The organism is Nocardioides sp. P4_G10 (assembly GCF_056401175.1).
This window is the reverse complement of the sequence record NZ_JBFUJV010000005.1, coordinates 157,502-167,894: the sequence shown is the minus strand read 5'-3', so window position 1 is coordinate 167,894 and position 10,393 is coordinate 157,502. Positions and strand designations below refer to the sequence as shown.

Annotated in this window: 13 protein-coding genes; 6 read left to right on the top strand and 7 right to left on the bottom strand. The window is 71.6% G+C overall.

Features of this window, described 5'->3' with window-relative positions; genetic code table 11:
• Both AC1DP1_RS09100 and AC1DP1_RS09095 read left to right on the top strand, forming a co-directional pair.
• Positions 1 to 546 (top strand): hypothetical protein (locus tag AC1DP1_RS09100; protein WP_477506590.1); only part of this gene is annotated, 546 nt, incomplete at its 5' end.
• Between the two features lie 24 nt (positions 547 to 570).
• Positions 571 to 1,380 carry a class I SAM-dependent methyltransferase gene (locus tag AC1DP1_RS09095; protein ID WP_477506589.1) on the top strand — a complete coding sequence of 270 codons (810 nt, stop codon included), beginning with the start codon at positions 571 to 573 and terminating at the stop codon, positions 1,378 to 1,380.
• On the opposite strand, the gene AC1DP1_RS09090 is transcribed toward AC1DP1_RS09095, so the two are convergent.
• From AC1DP1_RS09090 to AC1DP1_RS09080, 3 genes are all read right to left on the bottom strand, one after another.
• Entirely contained in the window at positions 1,368 to 3,560 is a 2,193-nt protein-coding gene (locus AC1DP1_RS09090; protein WP_477506588.1) for a glycoside hydrolase family 15 protein, read from the bottom strand. The genes AC1DP1_RS09095 and AC1DP1_RS09090 overlap by 13 nt on opposite strands.
• A gap of 107 nt (positions 3,561 to 3,667) precedes the next feature.
• Positions 3,668 to 4,102: a VOC family protein gene (locus tag AC1DP1_RS09085; RefSeq protein ID WP_477506587.1), complete on the bottom strand. Its 435-nt coding sequence runs from the start codon at positions 4,100 to 4,102 to the stop codon at positions 3,668 to 3,670.
• An 83-nt stretch (positions 4,103 to 4,185) separates the two neighbouring features.
• Positions 4,186 to 4,671 (bottom strand): GNAT family N-acetyltransferase, encoded by a 486-nt coding sequence (locus tag AC1DP1_RS09080; RefSeq protein WP_477506586.1) that lies wholly within the window; start codon positions 4,669 to 4,671, stop codon positions 4,186 to 4,188.
• A gap of 23 nt (positions 4,672 to 4,694) precedes the next feature.
• Between AC1DP1_RS09080 and AC1DP1_RS09075 the strand changes: the two genes are divergently transcribed.
• Positions 4,695 to 5,204 (top strand): HIT family protein, encoded by a 510-nt coding sequence (locus AC1DP1_RS09075; protein WP_457186628.1) that lies wholly within the window; start codon positions 4,695 to 4,697, stop codon positions 5,202 to 5,204.
• On the opposite strand, the gene AC1DP1_RS09070 is transcribed toward AC1DP1_RS09075, so the two are convergent.
• Both AC1DP1_RS09070 and AC1DP1_RS09065 read right to left on the bottom strand, forming a co-directional pair.
• The gene (locus AC1DP1_RS09070; protein WP_477506585.1) at positions 5,189 to 6,331 is read right to left on the bottom strand and encodes a N(5)-(carboxyethyl)ornithine synthase; all 1,143 of its coding nucleotides are present in this window, start codon (positions 6,329 to 6,331) and stop codon (positions 5,189 to 5,191) included. The genes AC1DP1_RS09075 and AC1DP1_RS09070 overlap by 16 nt on opposite strands.
• The gene (locus AC1DP1_RS09065; protein ID WP_457186632.1) at positions 6,328 to 6,462 is read right to left on the bottom strand and encodes a hypothetical protein; all 135 of its coding nucleotides are present in this window, start codon (positions 6,460 to 6,462) and stop codon (positions 6,328 to 6,330) included. The genes AC1DP1_RS09070 and AC1DP1_RS09065 overlap by 4 nt, the downstream gene beginning before the upstream one ends.
• A 69-nt stretch (positions 6,463 to 6,531) precedes the next feature.
• Between AC1DP1_RS09065 and AC1DP1_RS09060 the strand changes: the two genes are divergently transcribed.
• On the top strand, positions 6,532 to 7,305 hold the full coding sequence (locus AC1DP1_RS09060) for an inositol monophosphatase family protein (RefSeq protein ID WP_477506584.1): 774 nt from the start codon (positions 6,532 to 6,534) through the stop codon (positions 7,303 to 7,305).
• Positions 7,306 to 7,314: 9 nt separating this feature from the next.
• On the opposite strand, the gene AC1DP1_RS09055 is transcribed toward AC1DP1_RS09060, so the two are convergent.
• Together AC1DP1_RS09055 and AC1DP1_RS09050 are read right to left on the bottom strand one after the other, a co-directional pair.
• Entirely contained in the window at positions 7,315 to 8,079 is a 765-nt protein-coding gene (locus AC1DP1_RS09055) for a maleylpyruvate isomerase family mycothiol-dependent enzyme (RefSeq protein ID WP_477506583.1), read from the bottom strand.
• 43 nt (positions 8,080 to 8,122) lie between these two features.
• Positions 8,123 to 8,731, bottom strand: a complete 609-nt coding sequence (locus AC1DP1_RS09050) for a TetR/AcrR family transcriptional regulator (RefSeq protein WP_477506582.1) — start codon at positions 8,729 to 8,731, stop codon at positions 8,123 to 8,125.
• 59 nt (positions 8,732 to 8,790) lie between these two features.
• On the opposite strand from AC1DP1_RS09050, the gene pgsA reads away from it, so the two are divergent.
• Together pgsA and pdxS are read left to right on the top strand one after the other, a co-directional pair.
• Positions 8,791 to 9,414, top strand: coding sequence for a phosphatidylinositol phosphate synthase (gene pgsA, locus AC1DP1_RS09045; protein WP_477506581.1), 624 nt, complete (start codon positions 8,791 to 8,793; stop codon positions 9,412 to 9,414).
• 65 nt (positions 9,415 to 9,479) lie between these two features.
• Positions 9,480 to 10,388 (top strand): pyridoxal 5'-phosphate synthase lyase subunit PdxS, encoded by a 909-nt coding sequence (gene pdxS, locus AC1DP1_RS09040; RefSeq protein WP_300045109.1) that lies wholly within the window; start codon positions 9,480 to 9,482, stop codon positions 10,386 to 10,388.
• Positions 10,389 to 10,393: the final 5 nt, after the last annotated feature.

The window sequence follows — 10,393 nt, the reverse complement described above, 5'->3', positions numbered from 1 at the left end:
CGCGCACCTTCCAACCGGCGCATGATGGCGAGCGGCAGCGTCTCAGCCTGGAGGGGTGACGGGATGTCCGAGCGGACGATGGTGGAGAGCGTGGAGACTGCGCTGCGCGAGCTCGAGGACTCGGAAGCGGTGACCGCGGCCGGCCAGTTCCAGCCGCGAGGTCATACGGGCAGCATGTTCGCCGGCGGCATGATCGGCGACAGCCTCGCTGGCGGGGCCGGCGGTCTGGCTGACTCCGTGGCCACGACCGGTGCCGCGCTCGCCGGAGCGCGGATGCACGACGCCGCGAGCGGGTTGCCGACGAACATGCTGGTCGGGGTCACGGCGACGCACGTGTACGGGTTCGACGCGGCGCACCGGAACAGCCCCGCCGGCGCGCTGGTCTTCCGCGTGTCCCGCGACCGGATCGAGGTGAAGGTCCACCAGCGCGTCAACGTGAGGATCCTCGAGCTGGTCGACAGCTCCACCGGGTCTTCCATCCAGCTCGAGGGCAACCGCATCCCGCTCACCCACAGCAAGGACGTCATCGACGTCCTCCGCGACTGATCCTCGACGGGAGTGGGGAGCCGCGTGAGCGAGCAGTTCTACTCGGACGCGAGGTTGTACGACCTGCTGTTCCCCGGTGGCGAGCAGGCTGTCGACTTCTACCGGGCCGAGGCCGATCGGCAGGGCGGGTCCGTCCTGGAGCTCGGGTCGGGCACCGGGAACAAGCTGATCTGGATCGCGTCCGACGGGCACCCGTGCACCGGTCTCGAGCTCTCGCCCGGCATGCTCGCCGAGGCTCGGCACAAGGCGGACGAGCGCGGCGTGGACGTGGAGTGGGTGCAGGGCGACATGCGCAGGTTCGACCTCGGTCGGAGGTTCGACCTCGTGGTCATCGCCGCCAACTCCCTGCTCCACCTCCACGAGGCGGACGACCTGGTGGACTGCTTCCGATCGGTGCGACGGCACCTGGCGCCCGGAGCGCGGCTCGTCCTCGACGTGTTCAACCCGAGCGTGCACATGCTCGCCCAGGCCGACGGCGTACGACGCAGGCGTGACGCGTTGTCGTTCGTGGACCCCGACCGTGGCGTGGTGCGGGTCGATGTCGCGGAGACGTACGACGCGACCGCGCAGGTGACGAGAGGGACGTGGTACTTCTCGACCGAGTCCGAGGCCGACTTCTTCGTCGCGCCGCTGGAGATCAGGAGCATCTTCCCCAGGAGCTGCCGCTCCTCCTCTCGCTCGGCGGTCTCCGGGTCGTCGAACGTCTCGGCGACTGGTCCCGAGCGCCACTCGCCGCCGATGCGGCGCTTCAACTGGTCGTCTGCGAGCCGGACTGAACCGGAAGCCGGCAGGACTGCCGATCCAGGTCGTCCCACGCACGCTCAGCGCAGGTAGCGGCGTGCCACCACCGCCTGCTGGTCGACGGGGGCACCGCGCTGCATCGTCCAGGCCAGCCGCACCAGCCCGGCGTGCGACCACGTCAGCGGAGTGGCGGCCCGGGTGCCCTCGCCCGCCGGGCAGCAGGCCTCGCCGGCGGGCTCGCGACTGTCCCAGACCTGCTCGGAGATCATGTCGCTCGTGCCGGCGGCCGCTGCCATGGCGGCGAGGTAGGGCGTCGCGTCCTGCCCAGCGGTGACGGCGTACTCACCGCGCTCCCCGGTCAGCAGGGGCCAGGCGCGACCGAGCGTCGTGCCGGTGTCGTCCTCCGTGATCTCCCACTGCCCGCCGTCGCGCGTCTCGCCGTAGCCGTCGAAGCTGAAGCGGTGCCAGAACGGCCCGTTGGGCGTGTCCACCCGCAGCTCGTCGTCCACCACCGAGAGCGTGGTCAGCACGTCCGGGTCGTCCGGCTGCTCCAGCCCGAGCCGGACCAGGTCGAGGAAGCTCGGGTCGACCACGCGCCGCTGGTCGACGGCAGACGGCCCGCCGTCGCCGATGCCGTACTCCGTGCCGCGGTCGGGGCGACCGTCCTTGGTGATCCGCAGGTAGTAGGGGCTGCTGCTGAGGGGGCCGCTGGTCGTGCGGGTCCACTGCTTGACCTTCGACTGCCAACGATCTGCCAGCCGGAGCCAGCGTCGGGCGGAGGCGCGGTCGCCGTTCTTGCGGGCGATGTCGGCGGCGCAGACCAGGCCGGCGACCTGGGTGGCGATCGAGTTGGGGGAGTAGCCGGACTGGTTCTCCCAGCGCTCCTGCGGCGAGAAGGGCGCCCGCCTCCCGGTCTCCTCGTCACGGAAGCGGACGAGGAACTGCGCGGCCCGCTTCACGCCTCGGTAGGTGTGCCGCCCGTCGCGGCCCACGAGGCGGGCCAGCACGATCGGCAGCGCCACCTCGTCGAGCTGGAGCTCGGACCAGACCGGCGTCCCCGCGACGTCGGAGTTCTGCGGAAACGAGCCGTCGGGCAGCTGCTGCACGTCGAAGAGCCAGTCGACCGAGCGGCGCGCGGCCGCCTTGTCGCCCATGGCCCACAGCGCGGTGCCGAACTGGTACGTGTCGCGCGACCACACGAGGTGGTAGGCGCCCGACGGGGAGGAGAGGTCCTTGACCTCGTCACCCCAGACCCACGGTGCCGACGGCGAGGCCACGAGCGCCCCTGGGTTGAGCTTGTCCTCCGCGGCGGCCAGCACGAGCGCCGACGCGAGGTAGTGGCGCCGGACGGCCGCGGCACTGTCGGGCACGTCCTTGAGGCTGCGCAGGTAGCGGTGCCAACCGCGGTCGTAGCGCGCCGCGATCCGGCGCGCCCCCGCGCGGAGACCCGACCGTGCCGTGCGCTGCGCCTCCGCGCCCGTCCGCCCGAAGCCCAGGACCAGCGTCGCGCGCTGCTCGCCGGCGAGCCCCGTCACGCCCGAGATCCGGCCGGTCTGCACGATGTTGCCCGGCCCGGCCGAACGGCTGCCCTCGTCGAGTCGCTGGTCGTCCCCGAGGTCGGTCCAGCCGTCGTCGCGACCGAGCAGCCCGGTGCTGCTCCGGCCGAGGCGCGGGCGCGAGACGAGCGCGGACGCGACGGGCTCCTTCACGTCCGTGGCCACGAGCGCCGTCCGGGTCGCGCGGCCGCGGTCGTCCATCCCGGAGTTGGCGAGCGCCGGATCGTGCACGGCGTACAGCCGGTAGCGGCCGCCGTCGAGCGACTCGAGGCGGACCCGGACGACGAGCGCGTCGCGGCGCGGGTCGGTGACGTACGTCTTGGTGATGCGGTAGCGGCCGGAGGTCGCGGTGCCGACCTGCTGGAAACGCAGGCTGCGCTCGTCGGGACGCGTGGTCACCACGTCGACGTCCTCGGACTCCCGGTCGGTGAACGTGCGCCCGTCCGTCACCACGAGCTCGAGGCTGCGGGTGCTCGGCGTCGACAGGTCGGGGTAGAAGACCTCGCTGACCCGCCCGTCCTGCAGCGTGAACCACACGTTGCTCCGCCGGGTGCGCGCCGTGCCGAAGCCCGCCTTGTCGGCCTCGGTCCATGTGCTCTTGGCGCCGCGGTCGGGGGCCGCACGCTCCGCGGTGTCCGCACCCGCGCCCAGTGGCGGGGCCAGCGTGGCCGCCGCCAGGGCGAGGCCGATCGGACCGATGAGAACGCGCAGCGACATGGTGGCCTCCGAGATGGGTTCTCCCCGTCGTACTCCTGCTGCCGGAGCGCGGGCCACACCCCGGCGGGTGCGGCGTCGATCGGCTCCTTCCTCGTCGCGAGGGCCTTTCAGTCCAGCTGCTCGGTGAGTGCGACCATCACCCCGTCGGGGCCGCGGAGGTAGCACATCCGGTAGCCGGCGTACTCCGTCACCTCACCGACGAGCTCGGCACCCTGGCCGCGCAGCCGCGCGAGGACGTCCTCGAGGTCGTCGACGGCGAACATGAAGCGGCGGATACCGAGCGCGTTGACCGGTGCTTGCTCGGTCTCGGCCCGCACGGCGTCGGGAGCGTGGAACTTGTCGAGCTCGATCCGCGACTGACCGTCCGGGGTCCGCATCATGACGATCTCGCTCCGGACGCCGTCGATGCCCACCAGCCGGTCGACGGCCTCACCCTCCACGACGGCCCGGCCCTCCACCTCCAGGCCGATCACACCGAAGAAGGCGATCGCGGCCTCGAGGTCGTCGACGACGACGAGGACGTTGTCCATCCGCACGGTCATGTTGTTCTCCACCTCTCGACTGCCCTGCGTGGCCGACGGCTTGATGTGTCAGGGACGGAGCCGGCGTCGGGTTCTCGACACGGTCAGTCCAGCGCCACCCGCTTGACGTACCTCCGGCACGGCGAGACGAAGGTCTGCCCGCCGGCGCTGACCTCGTAGGGCAGGTCGCCGCGGTCGACCCACCCCTGGCGCTCGTAGAACCGCCGGGCACGCGCGTTCCCCACCACGACCGCCAGCCAGGCCGAGGCATGGCCGCCGGCCGCCACCCGCCGCTCGGCCTCGACCAGCAGGTCGGACGCCAGCCCGGTCCCGCGCGCCGACCGGGCCACGAAGACCTGCTCCACCTCGTCGTCGACCACCATCACGAAGCCCTGCAGCGACCCGTCCTCGGCGACCGCCACCGCGGTGTCCGCCACCCGCGACGGTGTGCGCTCGTGGAACGCCGGCAGGGTGCGTGCGGCCGTGAGCCCGTCGGGCACGTGGCCGGCGTGGCCGTCGTGCCAGCCCTCGTGCCAGAGGTCGGCGACCGCGGCCATGTCGGCGTCGTCGGCCGGTCGGATCGACGTCATGGGGCCACCCTAGGATCGCTGCCATGAGTGACGACGCGCTCGAGCGGATCTGGACGCCTCACCGGATGGCCTACGTCCGCACGGCGGTCGACGACGAGGGCTGCCCGTTCTGCGCGATCCCCTCGCACCCCGACGAGGAGTCGCTGCTCGTCGCGCGCGGCGAGTCGACGTACGTCGTGCTCAACCTGCACCCCTACAACCCCGGGCACCTGATGGTGCTGCCCTACCGCCACGTCGCCGACCTGACCGACCTCACGGCGGAGGAAGCAGCGGAGCTGATGGCGATGACCCAGCAGGCGCTGCGGACCGTGCGGAAGGTCAGCCGCCCGCACTCCTTCAACGTCGGCCTCAACCTCGGCCGGTCCGCCGGCGGGTCCCTGTCCGAGCACCTGCACCAGCACGTGGTGCCGCGGTGGACCGGTGACGCCAACTTCATCACGGTCGTCGGCGGCACCAAGACGCTGCCCCAGCTGCTCGAGGACACGCGCGAGCTGCTTGCCGACGCGTGGGACCCGGCTCAGACCACCGGGTAGGGGTGTTCGGCGGCCCGACCCTGGAACGCCAGGATCGCGGGGTTGCAGACCCGGCCGTCGCGGATCTCGATGGCGCGCGTGATCGTCTCGTCGGCGTCCCATGCCTCAGGACCGCTGAGCACCGTCTCCATGAAGGGCAGCAGAGCCTCGCTGTTCTCCCACGTGGCCGAGTTCCACAGGTAGGAGGGGCTGTGGTCGACGGCGTAGTAGTGCACCCGGTCCGCGACGGTGAACATCGGCTCGTCGAACGTCGTCGGCACGGCCCACGAGAACCCCATGCCCTCGTCGCAGGACACGTCCACGATGAGGCTGCCCAGCCGGAAGTCCGCCAGGTCCTCGGTCTGGAGGTAGGTCAGCGGCGCCGCGGTGTCCTGCAGCGTGCAGTTGACGACGATGTCCGCCTCGGCCAGGTAGGGGGCCAGGGGCATCCGGCCGCGCTCGGTGATGACGTGGGTGACGGTCGAGTCCCCGGGGTGGTGGTCGAACTGCCGGATCCGCACCGAGTGGATGGGAGACCCCACAGCGGCGACCCCGCGGGTGGTGAGCACCACGACCTCGTGGACGCCGTGAGCCTTCAGGGCGGTGACCGCGCCCCGGGCCGTGGCGCCGAACCCGATGACGACCGCGCTCAACCGGCGGCCGTAGTCGCCGGTGATCCCGACGAGCTCCATGGCCTGGAGCACCGAGCAGTAGCCGGCGAGCTCGTTGTTCTTGTGGAAGACGTGGAGGCCGACGTGCCCGTCCGCCGTCCAGTGGTTCATCGACTCGAAGGCGATCAGGGTGAGCTCGCGGTCGATCGCGAGCTGCGTCATCGCGCGGTCCTGCACGCAGTGCGGCCACCCCCAGAGGACCTGACCGGCGTGCATGGCCGCGACGTCCTCGTGCTGGGGCTTGGGCAGCACGACGACGTCGGAGTCCCGCAGGATCTCGTCGCGGGACGCGAAGCCGGCCACGTGCGGGGCCAGCTCGTCGTCGGTGATGCCGAAGTGGTCGGCGTACCCGTGCTCGAGTGTCGTCCTAGCGGCGATCCCGGGGTCGAGGCGCGGCAGGTGGTCGGGGTGCAGCGGGAGGCGGTGCTCGTTCTCCTTCGCGGACGTGCCGATGACGCCGAGGCTGAGGGGGCTCACTTCTTCTTGGGCATGAACGGCTCGCTGTGGTCGGTCTTCCCCGCCGCCTTCGCGTGCTTCTCGGCGCGCTTCTCCTTGATGGACTTCCCGGACTTCTTGGACATGCCCTGTCGCGGCGACTTGTCGCTCATCGAGGCTCCTCAGTAGGAAGCCTGGGTGGCTCCGTCCTGCCACAGTACGCCCCCGGCTACGGTGGCACCGTGGACGACGACGCGCGACTGGAGCGCGACGCCGCGCTCGCCGGCGACCTGGTGCGGGAGGCGGCCCTCCTGGCCGCTCGGATCCGCCTCGAGGGGCTCGACATCGAGCGAAAGACGAGCGGGTCCGACATCGTCACGCAGGCCGACACCGCCGCCGAGCGGCTCATCGTGCAGCAGCTCACCGCCGAGCGGCCGGACGACGCGATCGTGGGGGAGGAGGGCGCGTCGAAGCCCGGCACGTCGGGACGGACATGGGTGATCGACCCGGTGGACGGCACCTACAACTTCTCCCGTGGCAGCGACTGGTGGTGCACCGCGATCGCCCTGCACGACGAGGACGACGTGCTGCTCGGCGCGGTCCACCACGCCGCCAGCCTGCGCACGTGGGTGGGCGGACCCGACCTGCCGAGCACCTGTGACGGCACGCCGCTCGCGCCGCTCCCCGACACCCCGACCGAGGCCCGGTGCGCCGCGACCTACCTGCACCCGCCGTTCTACGGCAGCGAGGTGGGCGAGGCATTCGCCCGCGCACTCGGCCAGGTCGGCACGCTGCGGATGTTCGGCTCCGGGACCATGGACACGATGGCGATCGCGTCGGGTCAGTGGGACGTGCTCTTCCAGCACTCCGTCGCCGACTGGGACCGGCTCCCCGGTGCCGCGATCATCCGCGGCGCAGGCGGCACGTCGGTCGTCGTACCCGCTGCGGGCGTGGACTGGACGGTCTCCGGGGCGCCGGCCGCGGTGGCCGACGTCCGGGCGGCGCTGCTGGGTTGAGCGGGTCGGTCAGAAGGGCACCTGGGTCGCCAGGAGCCCCACCCCGACGCCCCTGCCGGAGATGATCCGGCAGAACTCGACCGCGTCCAGGGTCACGAGCTCGGCGTCACCTCGCCGCCAGGAGCCGCCCGCGGGTCCGGTCAGCTCCAGCTGGTACGGCCGTCCGTGGCGCTCGGCCCACTCCGCGACCACGTCGTCCACGATCACGCCGTCGTGGTCCGGGGTCAGGGTCATCGGCAGGCCGGTCGCGGCCGACAGGTCGGTCCGGTGCATCCAGGGGTCGCGCGTGAGGATGGTCCGGAGCAGGTAGCCCACGCTCCAGGACTCCTCCCGGCCGTTCACGGGCTGGGTCCCCGGCAGCGGCGCGCGACCGGCGCACGCGGAGATCCACCGCCGCCCGCGGACGGAGCGGGGGGCAGCCCTGACGGCACCCGCCACCACCTGCTCGGGCGTCCAGTCGGCGCGCTCGTCGACCTGCACCTGGGTGAGCCCGTCGACCGCCGGCCCGCCGCGGCGGGCGTGGACGGCGGAGGCCTTGCGCTGCTGCCGGGCGATCTCGATCGGCGACGAGGGGAACTCGGCCATGCCGACCATGTGGCACGCGAGCTGCCGGACGTCCCACTCGGGGCAGGACGTCGGGCGCGCCCAGTCGTCGGGCCCGAGGGCGCGCAACGTGTCGATCGTGCGCCCGTGCTCGGTCCGGGCCAGGGTCATGGACGTCCGGGTGTCGAGGTGGGAGTGGCGACGTCGCTGCGGGGTGTCTGTCGTGGTCATGGTCGGGGTCCTTCGCGGTGCGCTTCTGGTCCTGGTGCCGGTCCTACTGCTGGTCGTCCGGAGGAAGGCCGACGGCGTCGGCCCACATGTCGACGCCCCGGTCGAGCAGCACGCGGTGCCGGCTGCCTCCTGCGTCGTTGGCGTGGTGCTGGTTGATGAGGCCGCCGACGAGAGCCACCCAGACCTCGACGTCCTCGGTCCTGGCGCCGGTGAGGGCGACGATCGTGCGGTGGGCGCGTTCGAGGACCCGCACGGAGGGTGCGTACGCCTCGACGGAGGGGGCGAAGCCGGCGATCACGCTCTGGTTCATCAGCTGGTGCCGCGCCAGGTCGGTCGCGGTGAAGTCGTAGAAGTGCGCGGCGATCACCCGCATCGCCGTCCGGGGGTGGGACGGGAGGGCGCCCTCGAGGTCGGGGATCGTGGCCTCGTAGTCGCTCCACGCCTGCTCGAACATGGCGTCGTAGATGGCGTTCTTGGAGGCGAAGTGGCCGTAGAGCGACGGGGCCCTCATCCCGACGCGGTCCGCGACGTCGCGGAGCGTGAGCTCGACGAGGCCCTTGGAGCGCGCCACCTCCCACGCCGCCTCGAGGATCTCGAGCCGGGTCGCGGCTCGGCGGACCGCGACCCGATCGCCGTTAGGAATGACTAACACCGTTAGGACGATCCTCTCCGGTGCAGTCCACGTCAAGAGGGAGCCGGTAGCCTGCGGCCGTGCTCGATCGGTTCAAGCAGTTCTGGCAGGGCGTGATGCTCGCGCCCTTCATCAACCTGTTCATCCGCCTGGGAATCAGCCCCGACGTCGTGACGCTGGTCGGCACCTTCGGGGTCAGCTTCGGGGCGCTGTTCTTCTTCCCCCGCGGCATGGTCTGGGAAGGCGTCCTCTTCATCACCGTCTTCGTCTTCAGCGACCTGATCGACGGCGCGATGGCGCGCAAGGTCGGGCGCAAGGACGACTTCGGCGCCTTCCTCGACTCGACGCTCGACCGGGTCGCCGACGGCGCGCTGTTCGGTGGGCTGGTCCTCTTCTTCGCCTGGCAGCGGGAGAGCCAGCTCTACCTCTGGCTGTGCCTCGTCATCCTCGTCATGGGCGCGGTGACGTCGTACGCACGGGCGAAGGCCGACCACCTCGGCTACGACGCCAAGGTCGGCATCGCCGAGCGGCCCGACCGCCTCGTCGGGATGCTCGTGCCGGCCTTCTTCGCCGACCTCCTCGACCTGTGGGTCCTGCTCGAGGTCGCCCTCTGGGCTCTTGCGGTCGCGGCCACCGTGACCGTCGCGCAGCGCATCTGGGTCGTCCGCCGCCAGGCGCTCGCGCGGGCAGCCTCGCAGGCCTGATCAAGCGCTCAACCACTGCCATCGGCGATGCATCCTTCGGGATGAGGCCGCACTACGATCGAGACATGGCTGAGCACACCTCTGAGACCCCCATCGAGCACGGCACCAGCCGCGTCAAGCGCGGCATGGCCGAGATGCTCAAGGGCGGCGTGATCATGGACGTCGTCACCGCCGACCAGGCGAAGATCGCCGAGGACGCCGGCGCCGTCGCCGTGATGGCGCTCGAGCGCGTGCCGGCCGACATCCGCGCCCAGGGCGGCGTGTCCCGGATGAGCGACCCCGACATGATCGACAGCATCATCGAGGCCGTCTCGATCCCGGTGATGGCCAAGGCCCGCATCGGCCACTTCGCCGAGGCGCAGGTGCTCCAGTCGCTCGGCGTCGACTACATCGACGAGTCCGAGGTGCTCACCCCGGCCGACTACACCAACCACATCGACAAGTGGGCCTACACGGTCCCGTTCGTCTGTGGTGCGACCAACCTGGGCGAGGCCCTGCGCCGCATCACCGAGGGCGCGGCGATGATCCGCTCCAAGGGCGAGGCCGGCACCGGCGACGTCTCCAACGCCGTGATGCACATGCGCACCATCGGTGGCGAGCTGCGGCGGCTGCACAGCATGTCCGAGGACGAGCTCTACGTCGCTGCCAAGGAGCTGCAGGCCCCCTACGAGCTGGTCAAGGAGGTCGCGGCCGCAGGCAAGCTGCCGGTCGTCCTCTTCACCGCGGGCGGCATCGCCACCCCGGCCGACGCCGCGATGATGATGCAGCTCGGCGCCGAGGGCGTCTTCGTCGGGTCGGGCATCTTCAAGTCGGGCAACCCGGCCCAGCGCGCCGAGGCGATCGTCAAGGCCACGACCTTCCACGACGACCCCGACGTGGTCGCCAAGGTCTCGCGCGGCCTCGGCGAGGCCATGGTCGGCATCAACGTCGACGAGATCCCGCAGCCGCACCGCCTGTCCGAGCGCGGCTGGTGACGCGT

What these genes read in the sequence shown, in the direction of transcription:
- AC1DP1_RS09080 (WP_477506586.1), bottom strand. Translation starts at nt 4,671, where the DNA reads ATGACGTCGATCCGACCGGCCGACGACGCCGACATGGCCGCGGTCGCC.
- pdxS (WP_300045109.1), top strand. Translation starts at nt 9,480, where the DNA reads ATGGCTGAGCACACCTCTGAGACCCCCATCGAGCACGGCACCAGCCGC.
- AC1DP1_RS09055 (WP_477506583.1), bottom strand. Translation starts at nt 8,079, where the DNA reads ATGACCACGACAGACACCCCGCAGCGACGTCGCCACTCCCACCTCGAC.
- AC1DP1_RS09065 (WP_457186632.1), bottom strand. Translation starts at nt 6,462, where the DNA reads ATGAGCGACAAGTCGCCGCGACAGGGCATGTCCAAGAAGTCCGGGAAG.
- AC1DP1_RS09085 (WP_477506587.1), bottom strand. Translation starts at nt 4,102, where the DNA reads ATGACCGTGCGGATGGACAACGTCCTCGTCGTCGTCGACGACCTCGAG.
- AC1DP1_RS09075 (WP_457186628.1), top strand. Translation starts at nt 4,695, where the DNA reads ATGAGTGACGACGCGCTCGAGCGGATCTGGACGCCTCACCGGATGGCC.
- AC1DP1_RS09090 (WP_477506588.1), bottom strand. Translation starts at nt 3,560, where the DNA reads ATGTCGCTGCGCGTTCTCATCGGTCCGATCGGCCTCGCCCTGGCGGCG.